Origin of the sequence: Kitasatospora sp. NPDC048298, from assembly GCF_043201465.1 — a bacterium.
Lineage (GTDB): Bacteria > Actinomycetota > Actinomycetes > Streptomycetales > Streptomycetaceae > Kitasatospora.
The window spans coordinates 36,995-57,335 of the sequence record NZ_JBICYZ010000033.1 but is presented as its reverse complement, the minus strand read 5'-3'; the positions used below and the strand labels follow the sequence as shown (position 1 = coordinate 57,335).

Sequence of the window (20,341 nt, the reverse complement as noted above, 5' to 3'; positions counted from 1 at the left end):
TCAGGACACGACCGACCGTAGGACCTCAAGTCGCCTTGAGGTCAAGGAGGATCCGGCGAGCCCGGCCCCCGCGTCCGTCAACTCCCTTCTAGGCTGGCCGACATGAAGACCGCACCGGCGCTCGCCAGCGCCCTCGCCCTGTCCGCGGCCACCGTGCTCACCGCGGCCGCCCCGGCCTCCTCCATACCGTCCGGCGCCGACCCGCTGGAGCGCTTCCGCCGCCAGCCGCTCGCCTGGTCCACCTGCCAGGAGCCGCAGTTGGCCGCCGCCGGCGCCGAGTGCGCGGCCCTGACCGTCCCGCTGGACTACCGCGAGCCGCGGGGCCGCACCCTCTCCCTGGCCGTCTCCCGGATCAGGTCCGCCGACCCGGCCGGGCGCCGCGGCATCCTCCAGACCAACCCGGGCGGCCCCGGCGAGCGCGGGCTGGACCTGCCGGTCGCGCTGCGGGAGCGGCTGGCGCCCGGGACGGCGGCGGCCTACGACATCATCGGCATGGACCCGCGCGGCGTCGGCGCCAGCGGCGGCCTTAACTGCGGGCTGACGCGCGGCACTTGGCTGCGCTCGACCGGCAGCACCGGAACAGGCTTCGAGCAGGCCTGGCGCCTGGCCAAGGCCGACGCGGACGCCTGCTGGACCAAGTACCCCGACCTGCTGCCCCACCTGACCACCCGCAACACCGCCCGGGACGTCGACGTGCTGCGCGCCGCGCTGGGCGAGCAGCGGACCTCCTTCTTCGGCCAGTCCTACGGCGCGCTGCTGGGCGCGGTGTACGCGCAGCTGTTCCCGCAGCGCGTGGACCGGCTGGTGCTGGACAGCGCCCTCGACCCGGCGCGGTACGGCGTCGGGGCGTTCCAGGACATGGCCGGCGCCAACGAGCGCGCCCTGGACGACTTCGCCGCCTGGGCCGCCCCGCAGGACGCCGTCCACCACCTGGGCGCCACCCCGGCGGCGGTGCGGGCCACCGTCGAGGCGCTGGCGCGCCGGGCGGAGGCCGCGCCGATCGCCGTCGACGGCTTCCACCTCGACGGGGCCCTGCTGCCGGTGCTGCTCGCCGTCTGCCAGAGCGACGACCGCGACAACGCCACCTACGCGGAGGTGCTGCGCCAACTGCTGGACGCCGCCGACGGCAAGCCCGTCCAGGCGGGCCCGGCCCTGCACCAGCTGCTGACGATGCTCCTCACCCCGGACCCGGAGGCCGGCGCCGGCCTCTCGTCGACGATCGGCATCCTGTGCGACGACGTGGCGATGCCACGCTCGGCAGCGTGGTACCGCGCCGCCATCGAACGCTCCCGCCCCACCCAGCCGTTGTTCGGCCCGGTCTACAACGCCCCCACCCCGTGCGCCTCCTGGCGCACCACCCCGCAGGAGCCGCCCGTCGAGGTCCGCAACGCCGTCCCCGCCCTCCAGCTCCACGCCACCGGCGACACCCACGCCCCCTACCAGGGCGCCCTCGCGCTGCACTCCCGCCTCCCGGGCTCCCGCCTGCTCACCGTCCCGGGCCGCGTCCACACCCTCTACCTCAACGCCTACAACCCCTGCGCCGACAGCGCCGTCGACACCTACCTGTCCACGGGCGCGCTGCCGGCCTCCGACACCGTCTGCTGAGCGGCGGGGGCGGCCATGAACGAGCCGTCCCAGCTGTTCAGAACGGCCAGTCCTTTCCGAAGGTCCTCGGCCCAGACGTCGTCCATGGTCTCCGGGATCACCCGCCCCTCCGTGACCACGGCTTTCCGCAGCGCCTGGTCCAGCTCCGAACACCCGTGCTCCACACAGGCCTTGTGAAGCCGGACCAGGTGCTCGGCCGGCGCGAAGGCGGCCATCGCCGTCAGCAGGCCCGAACGCGCCGGGCTCTCGTGACCCTCGCCGGAGAGCCAGTGGAAGAGGTCGACGGGATTTCGCAGCCGGGCCAGTGTCCGTTCGACGTCGGCACTGTCGTACACGCGGCGCATGGCGTCGAACTCGCCGACGAGGCGCATGACATCCCGCACGGAGTGGCCGCGCGCGATCTGTTCGATGAGGCGCTCGGCAGTCTCGTCCTCGTCGGCGTCCCGCAGGTGGACGATCGTCGTGCGGATCCCGGCCAGGCCCCCCGGGCTGCCGTTCTCCCAGAGGACCAGTTCGGCGTCCGTGACGCACACGAGCTGGTCGAGCGTCTCGACGTCCTTCTCGCGGAGCCTGAGGACGGCTCCTGCCTGCCGGATCTGGTGCTCGAGCTGTTCGATGCGTTCCAGCGCGAGATCCCGCTCCCCGGTCAGCACGCGGACATCCTCCCGGCTGCGGATGTCGAGGTCTTCCAGCGCGCTCTCCGCCTCCTGCCGCCGCTGCCGCTCACCATCGAGTTCCTTCCGGAGATCGGCCAGTTCCTGGACGGCCCGGGCACGGTGACGGCAGAGGTCCTCACGGGCGGTCGCGAGCTCGAACTCGCGGGCCTGCAGCGGACTGCGCACACAGGCCGCCGCATACATGGCCGCCCGGGTCCGCGCGAGCTCGTCGGCGTCGACCGGTTCCCCTTCGCGCTCGGCCACCAGCCGGTGGAGCTGGACGGCGATCTCCCGGCGCGGCACCTCCCGGCCGTTGAGGAACTTCGACAGCCGGGTGCTGTCGACACGGATCCCCTCCCCGTTCAGCCGTTCGGCCAACTCCTCCGAGGTGAGGCCGATCCGCTCCCTCAAGTCCCGCAGGCGCTCCGCACAGCGCCGCTCCGGCTCCGACAGCCGCTCGTCCAGTGGGGCCAGTCCCCTCCGTACGGGCGCCTGGTCCCGTGTCACGCCGTTCCCCCTTCGCGTTGCACCGCCGGCAAGTTGCGCTCCCCCACCGCAAGTCGTGGTTGCGACCTGACACAACCACCGTGCGGACCATTGTGATGGGCGCTGTACCGAGAGTCGTCCCATCCACGGAGATCCCCATGCCCCGACAGCAACGCCCCGCTCGCCCGTTCCTGGAGTTCCGTGTGGGCGGCTTCCGTCTGACCCTGCGGTCCCGCCCCCGCCACCTGGCCGTCCTGCTCCTCGGCGGCCCGGCGGTCAGTGCCCTGACCGCCTTCCTCGCCCTGCGTCGTTAGTGGGCCCCTCCGCCGGCTCCCCTGCCCCCGGCGAACCGCCGGGGCAGGGGCAAGCGGGGCACGCGAGGCGCCCGTCAGCCGTGCGAGAAGGTGATCCGCGGCAGCGCCCGGGGTGTGCCGGGCGGCGGTGTGGCCGCCGCCCGCCGCCCGCCGCCCGCGCCCGCGCCCGCTAGCCGATGACCGCGTCCACCTCGACCTCCACCAGCCACCGCTCGTCGATGAAGCGCGACACCTCCACGAAGGTGGTGACCGGCCGGATGTGCGCGAAGCGCTCGCCGTGGGCGCGCGCCGCCTCCCGCCACTGGCTCATGTCGGTGAGCATGATGCGGGTCCGTACGACGTCCGTGAGCGTGGCGCCCGCCTCCCGCAGGGCGGCCTCGGCGATGTCCAGGCAGCGGACGGTCTGGGCGTGGACGTCGCCCTGGCCGGCGGTCGTGCCGTCCTCGCCGATCGGGGCGGTTCCCGCGACCGCGACGTAGTCCCCCTTGCGCACGGCCCGGGAGAAGCCGATCCGCGGTTCGAGGGGCGAGCCGGAACTGACTGTCTGTCGAGTGCTCTCCATCGGACCATGGTGCCGCACGGGGGTGCGCATCGGGCCGTGATCACGGGCGGGTCGGGCGGGGCCTTCGGTCTCATCCGCGCGGGTTACCAGCGCGGGCCGAATCCGCGGGGAGAGGAGACAAAGGAAGCCCGGCCCACTCCCCCGCACACACCCGCACGGAGGTACGGACAATGACCCAGAGCATCGCCAGGAGCGACACCGAGCAGGACGTGGACGCCGCCGCACTCGTCGCGAGCGTCGAGCAGGCGCTGGCCATGGCGCGCCTGCACCGGATCGCCGATCCCGAGGAGCGCCTGGCCTACTACGACAAGATCGTCCCGAAATACGTCTACAACCTCGGCATCGCGAACAACGTGCTCCTGTTCGACCTGCTGAACGAGCACGTCTTCTCCAAGATCAAGCTGACGGAGCAGGACGCCAAGTACGCGCTGCCGCCCTACGGCGTGCAGGAGCTGCTCGACCCGATCACCAGGTTCCTGAACCTCAGGTTCCCGGACGGGATCGACCCGAAGGAGGACGTGTTCGCCACAGCCGGCGGCTCGGGGGCCCTGGAGTGCCTGGCGTTCGGGCTGATCCACGGCGGGGTGCTGAAGCCGGGCGACCGGGTCATGCTGCCGGCGCCGTTCTGGCCCGGTTTCCTGTGGTGCTTCGAGCAGCGGCCCGGGCTGCAGTGCGTGCCCGTGCGCCTCGACGGGGACGACCGCTTCACGCTGTCGGTGCCCGCCCTGCAGAGGGCGTACGACGCCGCCTCCGAGCCCAAGCCCAAGCTCCTGGTCCTGACCAACCCGCACAACCCGCTCGGCGTCAACTACGGCAAGGAGCTGCTGGACGACGTCTGCCGGTGGGCGCTGGACAAGCAGATGCACATCGTCTCCGACGAGATCTACTCCTTCTCGCAGAGCACCGACACCGACGGCTTCCACAGCGTCCTGTCGACGGACGCCTACCGCACCGACCCTGCCCGCATCCACCTCGTGTACGGGCTGACCAAGGACTTCGGGCTGTCCGGCTTCCGGATCGGCTTCCTCGTCTCCAAGTCGAACGACGTCCGCAAGGTCATGCAGGGCGACGAGACGCTGAAGTCGCTGGCCTGGTTCGGACCGCTCGACTCCCTCAAGAGCGCCTACGTGCGCAAGCTGTTCGTCGCCGACGACGGCAGGCCGAGCGACTTCCCCAAGACCCTCATGGCGGAGTACGCCAAGCTCCTCAGGAGCGCGTTCGACCGCACCGCGAAGAGGCTCCAGGCCAAGAAGATCCCGTACGTCGGCGAGAAGGAGAAGTCCCGCAACGCCGCCCAGTTCTTCCTGCTCGACCTGAGCGCCTACCTGGACAAGGCGTTCCCCCCGGACCTGGTGTCGATCAACCACGAGATCGACCAGCGCGAGGCCCTCCTGGGGGCGTACCTGGCGAAGGACGCGAGCGTCACCCTGCTGCCCGGCGGGGAGATGCACTGCCCCAAACCCGGGTACTTCCGGCTGTGTTACACCGCCGACACCCCCGAGCACGTCGAGCAGGCCGTCGACAACATCGCCGCCTCGCTCGCGAAGCTCAAGCCCGCCAACGGCTGAACCCGACCCCCGGACCGGACACCCCGCACGGTGCACCAGGGCACCGTGCGGGGTGTCCTCCCGCACGCCGCCCGCGCCGCCCGCGCCGCCCGCGCCGCCCGCGCCGCCCGCGCCGCCCGATGATCAAATCGCTTGCGCCGTCCGATGATCTCCGTAGGCTGACGGACCATGGCATGCCGTATCAGTGAACTGGTCATCGAAGCCGCCGACGTCGAGCGGCTCGCCGCGTTCTGGAGCGAGGTGCTCGGCTACGTCGAGGTCGGCCGGGAGGGCGGCGGCTGCGTCGAGATCGGGCCGCCCGGCACCGGCTTCGGCGGCCCGCAGCCCACCCTCTTCTTCATCCCCAACAGCGCGCCGCGGCCCGGCAAGCTCCGGCTGCACATCGACGTCAACCCCACCGACCGCGACCAGGACGCCGAGCTGGAGCGGCTGCTCGCGCTCGGCGCCAAGCCCGTCGACGTCGGCCAGCCCGACGACGCCGGTTGGCACGTCCTGGCCGACCCGGAGGGCAACGAGTTCTGCCTCCTGCGCACCCGGCTCCAGCCCGTCTGAGCCGCCGTACGCCTCGGCCGTCCGACCGGCCGTACGCCTTCGACCGGCCGCCGTGAAGGCCGCTTCGTGCGCGGCTACTTCGCGCGCGGCTGGTTGAAGCGCAGCATGTTGCCCGACGGGTCGCGGAAGGCGCAGTCGCGCACCCCGTAGGGCTGGTCCATCGGCTCCTGGAGGACCTCGGCGCCGGCCGCGCGCACCCGCTCGAAGGTGGCGTCGCAGTCGTCGGTGCGGAAGATGACGCCGCGCAGCAGGCCCTTGGCGAGGAGTTCGGCGGCGGCCCGGCGGTCGGCCTCGGAGGCATGCGGGTCGGCCAGCGGGGGCTCCAGGACGATCTCCACGCCGGGCTGGTCGGGCGAGCCGACGGTGACCCAGCGCATGCCCTCGAAGGCGACGTCGTTGCGCACCTCGAAGCCGAGGACGTCGCGGTAGAAGGCGAGCGCCCGGTCGTGGTCGTCGACGGCGATGAAGCACTGCGCGAGTTCGATGCTCATGCCCCTCACGCTACCGTTCGGCACCGCCCGCGCCCTGGGCTCCGTGAGCCCCCTCGGCCCCCCTGGCGTCCGGGCGCCGCACCGGGCGGGTGCGGACCTTGGCGACGCAGGCCGGGATCGCCGCGCCCTGCTCGTGGTCGCGGGCCCGGTAGGCGCTGGGGCTCTGCCCGACCAGCTCGGTGAAGCGGGTACTGAAGGAGCCCAGCGAGGTGCAGCCCACCGCCATGCACACCTCCGTCACGCTCAGGTCCCCGCGCCGCAGCAGCGCCTTGGCCCGCTCGATCCGGCGGGTCATGAGGTAGCTGTACGGGGTCTCGCCGTACGCGGCGCGGAAGCTGCGCGAGAAGTGGCCGGAGGACATCAGCGCGGTGCGGGCCAGCGCCTGCACGTCCAGCGGCTGCGCGTACTCGCGGTCCATCCGGTCCCGGGCCCGGCGCAGCCGTACGAGGTCGTCGAGCGGCACCCGGCCGGCGGAGGACGGCGAGGGCGCGGGCGCGGACGAAGGCGCGGGCGAGGCCGGGGATGGGGGCGTGGGCGGGGGCGACACACCGGCCACCGTACCGGCCCGCACCGACAGGCGGTGTCCCCCGCCCGGCGCAGCCCGCTCGCGCCCGCCCCGCCGCGCCGACCACCCTGGGGAGGAACGATCACGGCGAGAGGGCGGCGGGTGGACAGCAACAGCACCTCCCCGCGCGCCCCCGGCAACGGGACGGTGGCGTTCGCCGTGCTGGCCGCCACCGCCGCCGTGGTGCTCGTCCAGGTGGTGGCCGGCGGCACCAGCTCCCGCCTGGTGCTGCTGCTGGTGTTCCTGCCCGCGCTGCTGGCGGGCCTGGGCACCGTCGCCCAGACGGTGGCCGCCGCGGCGTGGGTGACCGCCGTGATCGTGGTCCACTCGGTGCTGTACCCGCCCGGGGACCTGTCGGCCCGTCTGGGCACCCTGCTGGTCGTGATCGCCGCGCAGGCCGCCGTGATCGGCCTGTGCGCGCGGCGGGTGCGGCGCGAGCGGCAGCTGTCCCGGATGCGGCAGAGTGCCGTGGCCCTCCAGCGCCAGCTGCTGCGCCCGCTGCCCGTCACCACCCCGGACGTGCGGCTGGACGGGCTGTACCGGCCGGTGGAGGAGGACGCCATGGTCGGCGGCGACCTGTACGACGTCGCCTACACCCCGCACGGCACCCGGGTGCTGGTCGGGGACGTCCAGGGCAAGGGCCTGCCCGCGATCGGGACGGGCTTCGCGGTGCTGAGCGCCTTCCGGGAGGCGGCCTTCCGCGAGCCGCACCTGCCCGCCGTGGCCGACGCGCTGGAGGCGGCGGTGGAGCGGCACAACGCCTACGCGGTGCAGAGCGGCGAGCAGGAACGGTTCGTCACCGCCACCGTGCTGTGCGTCGGCGGCGACGGCGACGGCGACGGCGACGGGGGTAGCCCCGGCGGGAACGGCCACGGCGGCGGGGATGCCACCGAGGTGCGGGCCGTCAACTGCGGCCACCTCTCCCCCTACCTGCTGCGCCCGGACGGCCGCGTGGAGCCCGTCCCCCTGGACGCCGGGATCCCGCTCGGTCTCGCCTCCCTGGCCGGCCCCGGCGAGCCGCGCCCGGTACGGCGCTTCGCGCTGCCCGGGGACGGGGTGCTGGTGCTGCTCACCGACGGCATCACCGAGGCCCAGGACGCCTCCGGCACGTTCTACCCGGTCGAGCAGGGCCTGGCCGACCTCACCGCCGTCCCCGCCGACGCCCTGCCCGAGGCCCTCGACCGGCGGGCCCGGCGCTGGAGCGGCGGCCGCAGCCGCGACGACGTCACCGTCCTCGCCCTGCGGCGCGCCCCCGGACACCCGGCAGTACGCCCGTGAGCACCCGGCCGTACGCCCGCGAACGCCCGCTCGTACCCCCCGTGGGCACCCGCTCTGCGGCCGTCCGCCCCGTGACCCCCTGCTGCGGGCTCCACCTGCGGCGATCTAGGGTGCTGGCATGATCCCCACACCGATACCCGACCCCGAGCCCCGCCCGCTCGACGGCCCGACGGACGACTTCCTGACCGACCCCGCCCAGGCGCTGCGGGTGATGATGCAGGGCAACGCCCGGTTCGTCGCGGGCAGCCCCGAGCACCCCAACCAGGACGCCGGGCGCCGCGCGGCGCTCGCCCCGGCACAGCGGCCCTTCGCGGTGCTGTTCGGCTGTTCGGACTCCCGACTGGCCGCCGAGATCATCTTCGACCAGGGCCTGGGCGACCTGTTCGTGGTGCGCACCGCCGGGCACGTCACCGGCGCGGAGGCGCTGGGCAGCATCGAGTACGGGGTGAGCGTGCTGGACTGCCCGCTGGTGGTGGTGCTGGGGCACGACTCCTGCGGTGCGGTGGCGGCGGCGCTGGAGTCCCTGGAGCAGGGACAGCTGCCGGGCGGCTTCGTCCGGGACGTGGTGGAGCGGGTGACGCCGAGCGTGCTGTCCGCCAAGGCGGCGGGCATCGAGGACAGCGACGGGATCGTGGACGAGCACATCCGCCAGACCGTGGACCTGCTGGTGGAGCGCTCGCAGGCGCTGGCCGCGCGGATCGCCGAGGGGAAGGTGGCCGTGGTGGGCCTGTCCTACCGGCTGCGCGACGGCCGGGCCCGGCTGGTCGCCGCCCGGGGGCCGGTGGGCTGACGGCGGGTCCCCTGCCCCGTCCTCGGGAACTCCGGGAACGTCCCGGAACTGGATGTCCGATCACCGCCAGCGCCCTCGCCCGGGCGGCGGCACAGTCGTGACCAGCAACGATTCGTTTCCCGAGTTTCCCGAGGACGGCAGTTCCCGTGCACAAGGTCATCGATCTCAAGGTCCTGTACTTCGGCACCCCCGTGGTGCTGATCGGCTCCCGCAACGAGGACGGCAGCTCCAACCTGATGCCGATGTCCTCGGCGTGGTGGCTGAACCAGTCCTGCGTACTGGGCCTGGGCGACAGCTCCCAGACCGCCGCCAACCTGCGGCGCGAGGGCGAGTGCGTGCTCAACCTGCCGTCCTCCGCGCAGGTGGACGCCGTGGACGCCCTCGCGCTGCTGACCGCCAACCCGCACATCCCCGAGTACCGGCAGCGCCAGGGCTACCGCCACGAGCGGCGCAAGTTCGAGGCCGCCGGGCTGACCGAGGTGCCCGGCGAGCTGGTGCGGGCGCCGCGCGCCGCCGAGTGCCCGGTGCAGCTGGAGTGCCGGGTGGCGTCGACGACGGCGCTGACCGGCAACAGGTGCACCGCCTTCGAGGTGACGGTGGTGCGCGCCCACGTCGAGGAGAGCCTGCTGGTGCCCGGCAGCGACCACTACGTCGACCCGGTCGGCTGGGACCCGCTGATCATGAAGTTCTGCGAGTTCTTCGGCGACGGGCAGCGCCTGTCCCCCTCCCGCCTCGCCGAGGGCTGGCAGATGCCAGGACGGCTGCCCGCCGCCGTGTGACGCGGCGTCCGCTCAGTCCTCGGCCCGCTGCTGCGGCTCCTGCCTTTGCTGACGCAGCCGGCGCCCCCGGACGCGGCGGCCGGCCGTGGTCGCCAGGCCGAGGACGAGCAGCAGGAGCAGCAGCGCGGACAGCAGCGCCTGCGCTGCGGCGGACACCGGCCAGTGCGCCCACGCGAAGACCGCCGCCGCGACGGCCGGGGGCACGGCGGCGCCCGCGATCCGGCGCACCGCCTCGCCGTCCGACCAGCTCGCCGGGCGGCCGCGCGAGGAACGCCGCAGCAGCGACGCGTACGTCAGCACGAAGATCGCCGCCACCTCGGCGGCCGTCAGCACCAGGGCCACCGCCGCGTCCACGGCCCACCCGGGCGCGCCGCTCACGGCCGTACGCCCCCGCTCACGGCCGCAGGTCCCGGCTCACGCCCGCTCACGCCCGCTCACGGCGCGACGGTGGCCCCGCAGGAGTCGCACACCCGGGTCGCGGGCAGTTCCAGGAAGCAGTTCGGGCAGATCGCCGGCGGGCGTGGCGGGGCGGCGACGGCGGCCTTGCGCTCCACCGAGGCACGCAGGCGCGGGGCCAGGGCGGGGATGCCGCCGTCGGCGGGCAGGTCGGCGCCGAAGTGCCGGTAGCAGGCCAGCCGGGCGGCGGCCGCGTGCTGCTCGCGGTCCATCTCCGCGGCCACCGGCGGCTGCCCGGCCACCGCCAGCACCTCCTGGTAGCCGGGGCCGACCTTGCCGTCCGTGGCGTGCACCACCAGGGCCGTCAGCGGTGGGTCGCCGCGCCGGTGCGCCTCGCGGATCACCAGGGACAGCACCTTGCCGATCCAGTGCCGCTGGTTGATCCGGGTGCGCACCCCGGAGGCCTCCTGCACCGCCTCGGCCAGGTCCTGGTAGCTGATCACCGCGTGGTAGCGGCCTGCCACCTCCACCAGAGCGGGATAGGCCGCCCTGGTCCACACGATGTGCGCCTGGGTGGCGCTGACCGCCGACCCGTCCGACGCTCGCCAGTAGCCGTGCTGCTGCTCAGTCATCCGCCCGCCCCTACCCGTTCCGTGTCCGTCTTGTCCGTGTCTGTCCCCCGCAGGCCCCCGCCGGGAGCGAGGCTACCCGGCCCGGGAGCGGCACCCTCGGGCGGGGCCTCGCCTCGGGCGGGGCTTGACTTCAAGTGCTGTTGAAGTCGTGGAATGGGTCCCGACCGCAGCCGTACGGGCATCGCGGTCGATGCCCCGCCCGTACGGACCCGTACCGGGGCCGGGGCCGCCGTCTTCCCGATCGTGCCGACGGCGGCCCCGGCCCTCGTACACCCCCGCCCGCTCCCCCACCGGGCCCTCACCACAGGCCCGGGACCAGGCGCCTGCGGCCACGCGCGTACGCGCCGTAGCGCTCGCCCACCGCCCGCAGCAGGGCCCGTTCCTCCACCCGGATCCGGTGCACCACCCCCACCGTGACGGCCGCCGTCAGCGCGAGCAGGGACAGCCAGTTGCCGATCACCAGCCCGACCCCGGCGACGGCCAGCAGCACGCCGCTGTAGCCGGGGTGGCGCACCAGGCGGTACGGGCCGGTGGTGATCACGGGCTGGTCGGGGCTGGTGCGCACGGTGAAGGTGAAGTACCGGCCCACCGCGACACCCTCATCGGCTCCTCCCCCCGACCACCACCGTCCCCCTCCTGCGCACCACCGTCCGCCGCTTCCTCACCCACCACCTCCCCGCACCAGAAGTCGACCCCACCGACTTCCCGCGCACGCCGCCGCACCAACAACCACGCTGAACAGCTGATCCGTCGTACGACTCGCCGCACACCACGGCGTGGCGTCAGGTCCTGGGACCGGCCGGCCTACGTCTCCAGCCCGTTACGCCCGCCGCACCCTCCCGCCTACTGTCCCCGCCATGGATGTCACAGGGACTTTGGACGAGGCGCTCGAACGCCTGCACCACTCGGGGCCCGAGCGGCTCGGGCGGCTCACCAACCACGCGCCGATGGCCGTCGAGGCACTCACCGCCCGCGGACAGGCACGTGCGGTGCACCGTTGGCTCGACCTGTACGCTCGCAAGCTGGAGGAGTTTCCGTCCCGCGTCGAGCCGGTCACGACCGCCAACTGGCGTTCGGCACTCGGCGAACCGAGCCGCGTGGCCGACTGGATCGGCTTCTTCGAGCGCGAGGTCGCCGAACGTCCCTGGCGCGATGTGCTCGGCCAGTGGTGGCCCCGTCTCCTGCCCGGCATGTACGGCGGCTCCACGCACCCGGTGATCCGGGTGGGTCACGCCGTCCGCACGCTCCTGTCCGGCGAGATCACCGAACCCCGCCTGTCCGAACTCGCCCACGGCCTGGGCTACTGGGCCGCGCGCCACCGGCCCGTCACGGATCTCGCCCCGCTGGCCGGCGGCGACAGCGCGGCCGCCGCTCTCGACGCGGTACCGCCCATCACCGCCCAGGACGGCGGCTTCCCCACCCGGCTCGACCGCGTCGAGGCGCTGCCGGTATGGGCGGCAGAAGTGGTGGAACCGGCCGACGCACACCGCCGCCTCACCGAACTGGTGCGGGCGGCGACCCACCGGTACGCCACCCACGGCCACGGCGAGGAAACGATGCTCGTCCACGCCGCCACGGCTCCCAACGCCGTCCTGCGCGCTCTGCCCGCCCTCCCGCACGCCCTGTGGCCGTCCAGCCTGCGGGCCGCCTGGACGGCCTCCGCGGCGGTGACCGCGATGTACGCACCAGCCGCGGCTGTCCCCTGCACCCCGCCCGGCGGCCTCACCCCAGAGGAGGTCTTCGAACTCGCCCTGTCGCACGGCGACGAACACGTCATCAAGCTGACGGACACGGCCCTCGACGTCGGCGACGCACCAGCCCTGGCAGCCGCTCTGCGCTCCATGGAGCTGAGCGCTCCGATGAGATGAGAACGGAAGGGGCCCCGCACGCGCGAGAAGTCGGCCCCGCCGACTTCCTGTGCGCTGGCGCCCACCAGAGGGTCCCGTACACACACGGCACGCCACAAAGCGCTCCGAACCGGCACCCCAACCACGCGCGAGAGGTCGGGCCCGCCGACGACTTCTCGTGCCGGGGCCGGCCCGGTCAGTGGGGTGGGCGTTGTGGCGGGGGCACGGTGATCAGGGGGTGGAAGTGGGCGAGTTCGGCGGGTTCGTCGACGGGTTCGCCGTCGGCTTCGATCCAGGCGTGGGCGCGGAACGGTGCGGTGCGTACGCCGGTGCGCCAGGTGGGCCAGGTGCCCCGGGTGCGGCACAGCAGGGTTGCGGCGATGGAGCGTTGGAGGCATCCCTGGCCGGCGCAGCGCATGCTGAGCGCGACCACGGCCTGTCGGGCGGCGAGTGCCTCGGTGCGGGTGGCGGGCCGGGCGCCGCGGCGCAGGGCGAGCATCACCCGGCGGATCCGGGCCGGGGGGAGCCGCTCGATCAGCCGGGCCGCGCCGATGGCGGCGAGCGCGGCGGGGCGCCGGCGCCAGGGCGGGCGGCCGGCCCGGGTGGCGTGGGTGTGCAGGCTCATCCGGTGACCAGCCCGGCGGCGCGCAGGTCCTGGTGCAGCCGCTCGACGTCGGTGCGCGCCCGGTCGGCGGTGACGGGGTGGCGGGCGGTGAGGTCGGCGGCGATCTCGTCGGCGGCCCGGCCGTCCAGCAGGGCGCGCAGGATGAGCAGTCCGGTGCGGTTCAGCTGGAAGTAGCGGCCGGAGCGTTCGTCCAGGACGACGGCGCCGTCGTCGGTCGGGGCGAGTGTCACGTCGGCGCGCAGCCTGACGGTCATTCAGATTCCTTCGGGGGTGGGGGTGGTGGAGTGGGTGCGCAGCCAGTGTTCGGCGGCGAGGGTCGCGTCCAGGGCCGCGTAGGGGGTGGCGGCCGGGTAGAGGCCGAGGCAGGCCCGGCGCAGCGTGTCGGGGTCGATCAGTCCGGCGCGGGCCAGGGCGCTGTCCTCGATGAGTGCGGCGAGTGCGGCGCGGTGGCGGGCCAGCCCCTGGTGGGTGTCCGGGGTGAAGTCGCCTTTGCCGGTGCGGCGCAGGAGGTCGGCGGGCATGTGCGGGGCGAGGGCTTCGGCGAGCAGTGGCTTGTACGCGAAGGGTGTGCCGCGGGTGGCGGGGTCGGCGGCCAGGCAGGCGTCGAGGACCTGGTCGTCCAGGTAGGGCGCTTCGTGGGGGATGCCGAAGTGTGCGGTGGTGTCGTTCAGTTGGCGTATGGCGGAGGCGCTGTGGCGGACCGCTTGCAGGGTCTGGTGCTGGGTGTGGAGGGGTGCGAGCGGTTGCGTGCCCTGGAGGGTGGCGAGTTGTTCGCGGATCAGGTCGGCGGTGTGGGCGGTGGCCCAGGGTGGCAGTCGGGGTTCGGTTCCCCAGCCGAGGAGTTGGGTGGTGGGTGGCGGGCCGGGGCCGGGTGGGGGCCGGCGGCTGCCAGTGGGCGTGGGTGCGGGCGGGGCGGCCGGGGGTGAGCAGGGCGGTGTGGTGTGGTGGCACGGGGGTGATGCCGGGCCACAGCGGCAGGGTGTCGGCGGGGTGGGGCAGCGGGTGGGCCAGGCGCAGGGCGAGGCGTTCGACGCAGGGGGTGAGGCCGGCCGCGGCGGCGAGGGTGTCGGCCCGGTCGGCGAGGACGGGGGTGCCGTCGATCTCGGCGAGGTGGAGGCGGCGCAGGGCGGACAGGGTGCCGCGGGCGGCGACGGTGCCGTGCACGGTGGCGATCAGGTGGAAGCTGCCGGCCAGGTCGGCGGCGAGGGCGAGGGCGTCGTACGGGTCGCGGATGCGTGCGGCGTGGCGGCGCAGGTGGTGGGTGTCGGTGTCGCAGGTGCCGAACACGGCGAGCGCGACGGGCCCGGCCTGGGCGGTGGCCGGCTGGCCGTCGGGCCAGTGGCCGAGGATCCAGGGGCGTCCGCTGGGGTGGTGCAGGGCACGGTGGTCGACCGTGCCCCACACCGCGGCCACCGCGGTTCCGGCTTCGGTGTCCGGCAGGACGACGAACCAGGTCCGCCGGTGACCGCTCACGGCCCGGTCCTCAGGGGATGAGGTAGTAGCCGTGGACGTCGGACTGGTTGCCGAAGTCGAAGCCCCGGGTGAGGTCCGCGAAGTCGCCGAGTTCGATCAGCATCGGGGGCTCGTACACGTCGTCGTCGGTCATGGCAATGTCCTCTCGTTCGCGGGGAGTTGGACACGGTCGCCGGCCGGCGGGACTCCACTCTTCCCTCCCGGTTCGCCGACGGACAAGCGTCGTCGGGGGCTTCGGCCGGATCCCGACGGCCCGCGTGGGAGTGGTCGGCGGCGCTGACGGGACTGGTGGGCCCCGGGGTGGCCGGGTGGCGGGGCGGCGTGGGGTGCGGCCGGTTTCGGCCAGCCTGGGGCGAAGTGGTGTAGACCTGTCCGGTGTCAGGCGGGTCCGACACCCGACTCCGGGACGCCGGTCCCGCGCGAGAAGTCGGCCGGGCCGACTTCTCGCGCGGGGAGGGTGGTTCAGGGCCGCAGGGTCTGCCCCTGGGCGGGGCCCTCGACGGCGGTGAGGTAGGCGCGGGCGACGTCGGCGGCGGGGGTGCCGCCGGCCGGGTCCATGCCGAGGCGCTGCAGGGTCTCGGCGATCCAGCCGGGGCTGACGACGTTGATCCGCAGGCCGCGCGGCAGTTCGGCGGCGGCGTTGCGGACGAAGCCCTCCAGGGCGGAGTTGACGGTGGCGCCGAGCGAGGCGCCGGCCAGCGGGGTGGCGAAGTTGCCGCCGGTGAGGGTGATGGAGCCGCCGTCGCGCAGGTGGTGTTGGGCGCGCCGGGCCAGGGCGATCTGGCCGAGGAGCTTGCCCCGCATTCCGGCGAGGAACTCCTCGTCCGTCACCGAGGCGAGGTCGACCATCGGGCCGGAGGCGGCGCAGCTGACGACGGCGTCGAGGTCGGGCAGGTCGGCGAAGAGGGTGTCGAGGGTGGCCGGGTCCTCCAGGTCGACGGCCACCGGGCCGCTGCGCGAGGCCCGGACGACCTGGTGGGCGGTTTCCAGGGTGTGGGTGACGGCGCTTCCGAGGGTTCCGCCGGCTCCGATCACAAGTACCTTCATGCCGACGATCATCACAGCAACCGGCCGGTTCAGGCGGGCTTTTCGGCGAGGGTGTGGGCGACGAGGGCGTTGGCGTGGCCGTGGCCGAGGCCGTGGTCGGCCTTGAGCCAGGCGACGAGTTCCATGTGCCTGGTGAGCGGGGAGGTGCGGATGAGGTCCTTCCACTCCTCGATCGGGCGGCCGTACTTCTTCTCGATGGACGGGAAGTACGAGGCGGGGCCCTTCACGGCGGCGGCGGTCATGAGCGTGGTCCTCTCGAAAAGCGCGGTGCGGTCACGGGGGTAGACCGTGACCGCACCGCGAACTCATCGCCCCCGAAGGGTGATCCCGGTCACACCCCGGCGGTGGCCCGGCCGCGGCCGCGGCGCCGCCCGGCGGGCGGGGTGGGGTCGGCGTTCCAGGCGGCGACGGGGTTGCCGAGCCAGCGGGTGGCGCCGGGGACGTTCTCGCCGCGCATGACGAGGGAGGCGGGGCCGACGGTGGTGCCGGCGCCGAGGGTGGAGTTGAGCAGGACGATGGAGTGCGGGCCGGTGGTGGAGCCGGCGGCGAGGTGGACGGGGCCCAGGCGCATCACCCGGTCGTGGAAGAGGTGGGTCTGCAGGACGGTGCCGCGGTTGACGCTGGCGCCGGCTTCGACGGTGACGAGGTCGGTCTCGGGCAGCCAGTGGGTCTCGCACCACACGCCGCGTCCGATGCGGGCGCCGAGGCTGCGCAGCCAGGCGTTGAGGTAGGGGGTGCCGGTGATGGTGTGGCCGCCGAAGGGCATGGCGAGTTCCTCGACGAAGGTGTCGTAGAGCTCGTTGCGCCACACGAAGGAGGACCACAGGGGGTGTTCGGCGACGCGGAAGCGGCCGACGAGCAGCCATTTGGCGGCGGTGGTGACGGCGCAGGCGACGACGGCGGCGGCGGTGAGGACGAGTCCGGCGGCGGCGAGGGCGGTGCCGAGTCCGTAGTCGTCGCGCAGTTCCTGGAGGGCGGCGAGGACGAGGTCGCCGAGCAGGGCGGCGAGGACGATCGGCAGCAGTCGGCAGAGTTCGACGCCGGCGCGGGCCCACATCAGGCGCCGGGGCGGGTTGTAGGTGCGGCCTTCGGCGCCGGTGTCGGCGACGCGGGGCAGGGCGAAGGCGGGGCGGCCGAGCCAGGAGGAGCCTTCGGGGGCGTGGGCGGGGGTGTCGGACAGGACGCCGACGAGGGAGCCGGCGGGCAGGTGGCGGTCGGGGCCGACGATGCCGGAGTTGCCGACGAAGGAGCGGCGTCCGACGTGGGAGGGGCCGAGGTGGAGCCAGCCGCCGCGCAGCTCGTAGGGGGCGACGAGGGTGTCGTCGGCAAGGAAGGCGCCGTCGTCGACGCGCATCAGGCCGGGCAGGGCGAGCACGGTGGAGGCTTCGACGCGCCGTCCGACGCGGGCGCCGAGCAGGCGCAGCCACACGGGGGTGAAGAGGCTGGCGTAGAAGGGGAAGAGGGTGCGTCGGGCGGTGTCGCTGAGGCGGCTGACGGCCCAGGCGCAGAAGGCGACGCGGCCGGTGGCGGGGTGGAAGCCGGGGCGCAGCGGGCGGGAGAGGAGGCGTACGAGGAGCGCTATGAGGGTGGCGTAGCAGGCGAGGGTGAGGGCGGCGAGGGGGATGGTGGCGGGCAGGAGTCGGACGAGGGCGCCGGCGAGGGTGGTGTCGGTGTCGATCATCGGGTAGACGATGAGCAGGGCGGGCAGGGCGGCGAGGATGGGGACGAGGCCGAGGACGGCGAAGCCGGCGCTGTAGGCGAGGTTCCAGCCGCGGGAGGCGGGGGCCGGGGCTGAGGGCCAGTCGGTGGGGGCGTCGGTGGCGGGGCGGGCCGGGGAGCCGGTCCAGTGTTCGCCCGGGGGGACGGTGGCGGTGACGCAGGAGCCGGGGGCGATCTCGGCGCGGGCGCCGATGCGGGCGCCGGGCATGAGGGTGGCGCGGTGGCCGATGCGGGCGCCTTCGCCGATGTCGAGGTGGCCGACGTGGAGGGTGTCGCCGTCGAGCCACCAGCCGGCGAGGTCGGCTTCGGGTTCGACGCAGGCGTTGGCGCCGAGGCGGGCGAGGCCGGTGACGGGGGGCAGGGTGTGGAGTTGGACGCCGGGGCCGACGCGGCAGCCGAGTGCGCGGGCGTAGCGGGGGGCCCAGGGGGTGCCGGCGAGGGCGGCGGTGGCGAACATGGCGGTGTGGCGTTCGGCGGCCCACAGGCGCAGGTGGACGTGGCCGCCACGGGGGTGGCTGCCGGGGCGGATGCCGGCGGTGAGCAGGCGGGCGCCGGCGGCGGCGAGCAGGGTGCGGCCGGGGGCGCTGTAGAGGAGGAGGAGTCCGGCGGCGACGGGCCACCAGGAGCTGTGGGGGGCCCAGGCGAGGTGGCTGCCGGTGAGGTTGTCGAGGGCGATGAGGACGAGGATCCAGCGCAGTCCGGCGAGGGAGAACATGCCGAGCAGGAGCAGGGTCTGCCACAGGCCGGCGCTGCGGGGGGTGCGGCGTACGGTGCGGGCGCGGACGGCCGCGGTGGCGGCGGTGGCGGCGGTGGCCTCGGGTGGGGTGGTGGGGGTGAGGGTGTCGAGGTAGGCGGCGAGGTCGGTGAGGACGGGGTGGGCGTACAGGTCGGCGACGGAGACGCCGCCGTGGCGGGTGCGCAGGTCGGAGACGAGGTGGGCGGCGGTGAGGCTGGAGCCGCCGAGGGCGAAGAAGTCGTCGCCGGGGCCGGGGGGTGTGCCGAGCAGGCGTTCCCAGTGGCCGGCGAGCCAGCCGGCGGTGCCGTCGAGGGTCTCGGCCGAGGAGGTGGCGGAGGCGGTTGCGGTGGTGGCGAGCGGCCAGGGCAGGGCGCCCCGGTCGACTTTGCCGGAGGTGCGGGTGGGCAGGGAGTCGACGAGGGCGAGGACGGGCACCAGCGGGGCGGGCAGGCGTTCGAGCAGGTGCCGGCGGGCGGTGGTGAGGTCGGGGGTGGTGCCGGGGTGGGCGACGAGGTAGCCGACGAGGAGGTCGGCGCCGGCGGGGGTCTTGCGGACGGCCGCGGCGGCGGCGCGGATGCCGGGCAGGGCCTGGAGGGCGGCGTCGATCTCGCCGAGTTCGATGCGGCGGCCGCCGAGTTTGACCTGGTCGTCGGCGCGGCCGAGGAAGACGAGGCCGTCGGGGTCGTTGCGGACGAGGTCGCCGCTGCGGTAGACGCGGGGTGAGGCGAGGGCGGGGTGGGCGCTGAACTTCTCGGCGTCCTTGGCGGGGTCGAGGTAGCGGGCGGTGCCGACGCCGGTGATGAGCAGTTCGCCGGTGGCGTGCCAGGGGACGGGGTGGCCGGCCTGGTCGACGACGGCGATCTCCCAGCCGTCGAGGGGGGCGCCGATGCGTACGGGCCGGCCGGGGAGCATGCGGGCGGCGGTGGCGACGACGGTGGTCTCGGTGGGGCCGTAGGTGTTCCAGAACTCGCGGCCCTCGACGGCGAGGCGTTCGACGAGTTCGGCGGGGCACGCCTCGCCGCCGACGATGATCAGGCGGACGGCGTCCAGGCACTCCTGCGGCCACAGGGCGAGCAGGGTGGGGACGGTGGAGACGGCGGTGATGCGCCGGGTGACGAGCCAGGGGCCGAGGTCGGTGCCGGCCTTGACGAGGGCTCGGGGGGCGGGGACGAGGCAGGCGCCGTGGCGCCAGGCGAGCCACATCTCCTCGCAGGAGGCGTCGAAGGCGACGGAGAGGCCGGCGAGGACGCGGTCGCCGGGGCCGAGCGGGCGGGTCTGCAGGAACAGGCGGGCCTCGGCGTCGACGAAGGCGGCGGCGCTGCGGTGGGTGACGGCGACGCCCTTGGGGCGGCCGGTGGTGCCGGAGGTGAAGATGATCCAGGCGTCGTCGGCGGGGGCGGGCCAGGCGGGGCGGCCCGAGGGGTGGGCGGCGGGGCCGGCGTGCAGGGCGTGGCCGGGGCCGAGGACGGCGCAGACGGCGGCGTCCTGCCAGATCATCTCGGCGCGCTCGTCGGGGTCGTCGGCGTCGACGGGGACGTAGGCGGCGCCGCAGCGCAGCACGGCGAGGATGGCGGTGTAGAGGTCGGCGGTGCCGGAGGGGATGCGGACCCCGACGCGGTCGCCGCGGCCGATGCCGTGGGCGGCGAGCTGTCCGGCGAGGGTGTCGACCTCGTGGAGCAGGGCGCGGTAGTCGAGGACGGTGTCGCCGGTGTCGAGCGCGGGCGCGTGGGGGTGGGCGTCGGCGGTGGCGGCGATGACGTCGAGCAGGCTGCGGGGGTGGGCGGCCTGGGCCACCGGCCAGCCGGCCGCGGGGCCCTGGTGGGGGCGGTGCAGTGTGCCTGGGCCGGCCGTGTCGGGGCGTGCGTCCATGGATGGGTTTCCTTGGCTCCGGGGTCCTGGGGGCGCGTACGGGTGTACGGGTGTGGTGTCGGGTTGACGGGTGACGGGTGGTCACCCGCGGGAGAGCGCCCACTCACCATGACTCTGCTGGGAGTCGGCTGGATGCAGCGAGGATTCGATCAAAGGAAATTCTCATCATCGATGCCGCAATGGAGCGACGACGGTATGAATCGAATGACATTTCGCGGGTTTTCGCTCGTTTTCGCTGGTGCAGAGTAATCGCCGAATACCGGAGCAGCGCGACGGGAGCGGGGAGAGTGATGAACGCCATGGCGACCGGAACGGTACAGGTAGTGAGGGGGACACCGCCGAATCGGGGGG

Annotated in this window: 23 protein-coding genes; 9 read left to right on the top strand and 14 right to left on the bottom strand. The window is 74.3% G+C overall.

From position 1 onward, the window contains the following. Window positions 1–102 precede the first annotated feature (102 nt). Window positions 103–1,605, top strand: coding sequence for an alpha/beta hydrolase (locus tag ACGF0D_RS23930; protein WP_392919317.1), 1,503 nt, complete (start codon window positions 103–105; stop codon window positions 1,603–1,605). Here ACGF0D_RS23930 and ACGF0D_RS23925 read toward each other — a convergent pair. Next, window positions 1,560–2,768, bottom strand: coding sequence for a helix-turn-helix domain-containing protein (locus ACGF0D_RS23925; protein ID WP_392919314.1), 1,209 nt, complete (start codon window positions 2,766–2,768; stop codon window positions 1,560–1,562). The two genes, ACGF0D_RS23930 and ACGF0D_RS23925, sit on opposite strands and share 46 nt — an antisense overlap. Window positions 2,769–2,905: 137 nt before the next feature. On the opposite strand from ACGF0D_RS23925, the gene ACGF0D_RS23920 reads away from it, so the two are divergent. Further along, window positions 2,906–3,061 (top strand): hypothetical protein, encoded by a 156-nt coding sequence (locus ACGF0D_RS23920; protein WP_392919311.1) that lies wholly within the window; start codon window positions 2,906–2,908, stop codon window positions 3,059–3,061. 169 nt (window positions 3,062–3,230) lie between these two features. Here ACGF0D_RS23920 and ACGF0D_RS23915 read toward each other — a convergent pair whose 3' ends face one another. Next, window positions 3,231–3,623, bottom strand: coding sequence for a RidA family protein (locus ACGF0D_RS23915; protein ID WP_392919308.1), 393 nt, complete (start codon window positions 3,621–3,623; stop codon window positions 3,231–3,233). Between the two features lie 170 nt (window positions 3,624–3,793). Here ACGF0D_RS23915 and ACGF0D_RS23910 point away from each other — a divergent pair, with 170 nt between their 5' ends. Next, entirely contained in the window at window positions 3,794–5,191 is a 1,398-nt protein-coding gene (locus ACGF0D_RS23910; protein ID WP_392879416.1) for a pyridoxal phosphate-dependent aminotransferase, read from the top strand. Window positions 5,192–5,359: 168 nt separating this feature from the next. Continuing rightward, window positions 5,360–5,743: a VOC family protein gene (locus ACGF0D_RS23905; protein ID WP_392919305.1), complete on the top strand. Its 384-nt coding sequence runs from the start codon at window positions 5,360–5,362 to the stop codon at window positions 5,741–5,743. Window positions 5,744–5,817: 74 nt separating this feature from the next. Here ACGF0D_RS23905 and ACGF0D_RS23900 read toward each other — a convergent pair whose 3' ends face one another. Beyond that, window positions 5,818–6,234 carry a VOC family protein gene (locus ACGF0D_RS23900; RefSeq protein WP_392879411.1) on the bottom strand — a complete coding sequence of 139 codons (417 nt, stop codon included), beginning with the start codon at window positions 6,232–6,234 and terminating at the stop codon, window positions 5,818–5,820. 10 nt (window positions 6,235–6,244) lie between these two features. Next, window positions 6,245–6,652, bottom strand: coding sequence for a helix-turn-helix transcriptional regulator (locus ACGF0D_RS23895; RefSeq protein ID WP_392879685.1), 408 nt, complete (start codon window positions 6,650–6,652; stop codon window positions 6,245–6,247). Window positions 6,653–6,901: 249 nt separating this feature from the next. On the opposite strand from ACGF0D_RS23895, the gene ACGF0D_RS23890 reads away from it, so the two are divergent. The 3 genes from ACGF0D_RS23890 (at window position 6,902) to ACGF0D_RS23880 (ending at window position 9,646) form a co-directional block, all read left to right on the top strand. After that, entirely contained in the window at window positions 6,902–8,077 is a 1,176-nt protein-coding gene (locus ACGF0D_RS23890) for a PP2C family protein-serine/threonine phosphatase (RefSeq protein ID WP_392919302.1), read from the top strand. A gap of 211 nt (window positions 8,078–8,288) precedes the next feature. Next, window positions 8,289–8,867, top strand: a complete 579-nt coding sequence (locus ACGF0D_RS23885; protein WP_392879682.1) for a carbonic anhydrase — start codon at window positions 8,289–8,291, stop codon at window positions 8,865–8,867. 146 nt (window positions 8,868–9,013) lie between these two features. Then, window positions 9,014–9,646 (top strand): flavin reductase family protein, encoded by a 633-nt coding sequence (locus tag ACGF0D_RS23880; protein ID WP_392879407.1) that lies wholly within the window; start codon window positions 9,014–9,016, stop codon window positions 9,644–9,646. A gap of 12 nt (window positions 9,647–9,658) precedes the next feature. Here the strand turns inward: ACGF0D_RS23880 and ACGF0D_RS23875 are convergent, their stop codons facing one another. The 3 genes from ACGF0D_RS23875 to ACGF0D_RS23865 form a co-directional block, all read right to left on the bottom strand. Then, entirely contained in the window at window positions 9,659–10,024 is a 366-nt protein-coding gene (locus tag ACGF0D_RS23875) for a hypothetical protein (protein ID WP_392919299.1), read from the bottom strand. Window positions 10,025–10,080: 56 nt separating this feature from the next. After that, the gene (locus ACGF0D_RS23870) at window positions 10,081–10,674 is read right to left on the bottom strand and encodes a hypothetical protein (RefSeq protein ID WP_392879401.1); all 594 of its coding nucleotides are present in this window, start codon (window positions 10,672–10,674) and stop codon (window positions 10,081–10,083) included. Between the two features lie 298 nt (window positions 10,675–10,972). After that, entirely contained in the window at window positions 10,973–11,263 is a 291-nt protein-coding gene (locus tag ACGF0D_RS23865) for a methyltransferase family protein (RefSeq protein WP_392879398.1), read from the bottom strand. Window positions 11,264–11,531: 268 nt separating this feature from the next. On the opposite strand from ACGF0D_RS23865, the gene ACGF0D_RS23860 reads away from it, so the two are divergent. Next, entirely contained in the window at window positions 11,532–12,542 is a 1,011-nt protein-coding gene (locus tag ACGF0D_RS23860) for a questin oxidase family protein (RefSeq protein WP_392919296.1), read from the top strand. Between the two features lie 175 nt (window positions 12,543–12,717). On the opposite strand, the gene ACGF0D_RS23855 is transcribed toward ACGF0D_RS23860, so the two are convergent. Genes ACGF0D_RS23855 through ACGF0D_RS23845 form a run of 3 tightly spaced genes read right to left on the bottom strand, consistent with a single transcriptional unit; the run spans window position 12,718 to window position 13,826 of the window. Then, window positions 12,718–13,146 (bottom strand): lasso peptide biosynthesis B2 protein, encoded by a 429-nt coding sequence (locus tag ACGF0D_RS23855; RefSeq protein ID WP_392919293.1) that lies wholly within the window; start codon window positions 13,144–13,146, stop codon window positions 12,718–12,720. Then, on the bottom strand, window positions 13,143–13,400 hold the full coding sequence (locus tag ACGF0D_RS23850) for a lasso peptide biosynthesis PqqD family chaperone (protein ID WP_392879389.1): 258 nt from the start codon (window positions 13,398–13,400) through the stop codon (window positions 13,143–13,145). The genes ACGF0D_RS23855 and ACGF0D_RS23850 overlap by 4 nt, the downstream gene beginning before the upstream one ends. Continuing rightward, window positions 13,401–13,826 (bottom strand): asparagine synthase-related protein, encoded by a 426-nt coding sequence (locus ACGF0D_RS23845; protein ID WP_392919431.1) that lies wholly within the window; start codon window positions 13,824–13,826, stop codon window positions 13,401–13,403. Window positions 13,827–14,136: 310 nt separating this feature from the next. On the opposite strand from ACGF0D_RS23845, the gene ACGF0D_RS23840 reads away from it, so the two are divergent. Beyond that, a complete protein-coding gene (locus tag ACGF0D_RS23840) occupies window positions 14,137–14,640 on the top strand; it encodes a hypothetical protein (protein WP_392919290.1) in 504 nt (167 codons plus the stop codon). Here ACGF0D_RS23840 and ACGF0D_RS23835 read toward each other — a convergent pair. The 4 genes from ACGF0D_RS23835 to ACGF0D_RS23820 all read right to left on the bottom strand — a co-directional run bounded on the left by ACGF0D_RS23835 (window position 14,630) and on the right by ACGF0D_RS23820 (window position 19,990). Continuing rightward, window positions 14,630–14,752, bottom strand: a complete 123-nt coding sequence (locus ACGF0D_RS23835) for a lasso RiPP family leader peptide-containing protein (protein ID WP_392879383.1) — start codon at window positions 14,750–14,752, stop codon at window positions 14,630–14,632. The two genes, ACGF0D_RS23840 and ACGF0D_RS23835, sit on opposite strands and share 11 nt — an antisense overlap. Before the next feature lie 329 nt (window positions 14,753–15,081). Further along, a complete protein-coding gene (locus tag ACGF0D_RS23830; protein WP_392919287.1) occupies window positions 15,082–15,666 on the bottom strand; it encodes a short chain dehydrogenase in 585 nt (194 codons plus the stop codon). A gap of 29 nt (window positions 15,667–15,695) precedes the next feature. Then, window positions 15,696–15,908 carry a DUF4287 domain-containing protein gene (locus ACGF0D_RS23825; RefSeq protein ID WP_392879377.1) on the bottom strand — a complete coding sequence of 71 codons (213 nt, stop codon included), beginning with the start codon at window positions 15,906–15,908 and terminating at the stop codon, window positions 15,696–15,698. An 89-nt stretch (window positions 15,909–15,997) separates the two neighbouring features. Continuing rightward, the gene (locus ACGF0D_RS23820; protein ID WP_392919285.1) at window positions 15,998–19,990 is read right to left on the bottom strand and encodes a Pls/PosA family non-ribosomal peptide synthetase; all 3,993 of its coding nucleotides are present in this window, start codon (window positions 19,988–19,990) and stop codon (window positions 15,998–16,000) included. Between the last annotated feature and the right edge of the window lie 351 nt (window positions 19,991–20,341).

Excerpts from the sequence above, each read along its gene's own strand:
- ACGF0D_RS23930 (WP_392919317.1), top strand. The coding sequence starts at position 103 with ATGAAGACCGCACCGGCGCTCGCCAGCGCCCTCGCCCTGTCCGCGGCC.
- ACGF0D_RS23920 (WP_392919311.1), top strand. The coding sequence starts at position 2,906 with ATGCCCCGACAGCAACGCCCCGCTCGCCCGTTCCTGGAGTTCCGTGTG.
- ACGF0D_RS23915 (WP_392919308.1), bottom strand. The coding sequence starts at position 3,623 with ATGGAGAGCACTCGACAGACAGTCAGTTCCGGCTCGCCCCTCGAACCG.
- ACGF0D_RS23910 (WP_392879416.1), top strand. The coding sequence starts at position 3,794 with ATGACCCAGAGCATCGCCAGGAGCGACACCGAGCAGGACGTGGACGCC.
- ACGF0D_RS23905 (WP_392919305.1), top strand. The coding sequence starts at position 5,360 with ATGGCATGCCGTATCAGTGAACTGGTCATCGAAGCCGCCGACGTCGAG.
- ACGF0D_RS23900 (WP_392879411.1), bottom strand. The coding sequence starts at position 6,234 with ATGAGCATCGAACTCGCGCAGTGCTTCATCGCCGTCGACGACCACGAC.
- ACGF0D_RS23895 (WP_392879685.1), bottom strand. The coding sequence starts at position 6,652 with ATGGACCGCGAGTACGCGCAGCCGCTGGACGTGCAGGCGCTGGCCCGC.
- ACGF0D_RS23885 (WP_392879682.1), top strand. The coding sequence starts at position 8,289 with ATGATGCAGGGCAACGCCCGGTTCGTCGCGGGCAGCCCCGAGCACCCC.
- ACGF0D_RS23870 (WP_392879401.1), bottom strand. The coding sequence starts at position 10,674 with ATGACTGAGCAGCAGCACGGCTACTGGCGAGCGTCGGACGGGTCGGCG.
- ACGF0D_RS23860 (WP_392919296.1), top strand. The coding sequence starts at position 11,532 with ATGGATGTCACAGGGACTTTGGACGAGGCGCTCGAACGCCTGCACCAC.
- ACGF0D_RS23855 (WP_392919293.1), bottom strand. The coding sequence starts at position 13,146 with ATGAGCCTGCACACCCACGCCACCCGGGCCGGCCGCCCGCCCTGGCGC.
- ACGF0D_RS23850 (WP_392879389.1), bottom strand. The coding sequence starts at position 13,400 with ATGACCGTCAGGCTGCGCGCCGACGTGACACTCGCCCCGACCGACGAC.
- ACGF0D_RS23835 (WP_392879383.1), bottom strand. The coding sequence starts at position 14,752 with ATGACCGACGACGACGTGTACGAGCCCCCGATGCTGATCGAACTCGGC.
- ACGF0D_RS23830 (WP_392919287.1), bottom strand. The coding sequence starts at position 15,666 with ATGAAGGTACTTGTGATCGGAGCCGGCGGAACCCTCGGAAGCGCCGTC.
- ACGF0D_RS23825 (WP_392879377.1), bottom strand. The coding sequence starts at position 15,908 with ATGACCGCCGCCGCCGTGAAGGGCCCCGCCTCGTACTTCCCGTCCATC.
- ACGF0D_RS23820 (WP_392919285.1), bottom strand. The coding sequence starts at position 19,990 with ATGGACGCACGCCCCGACACGGCCGGCCCAGGCACACTGCACCGCCCC.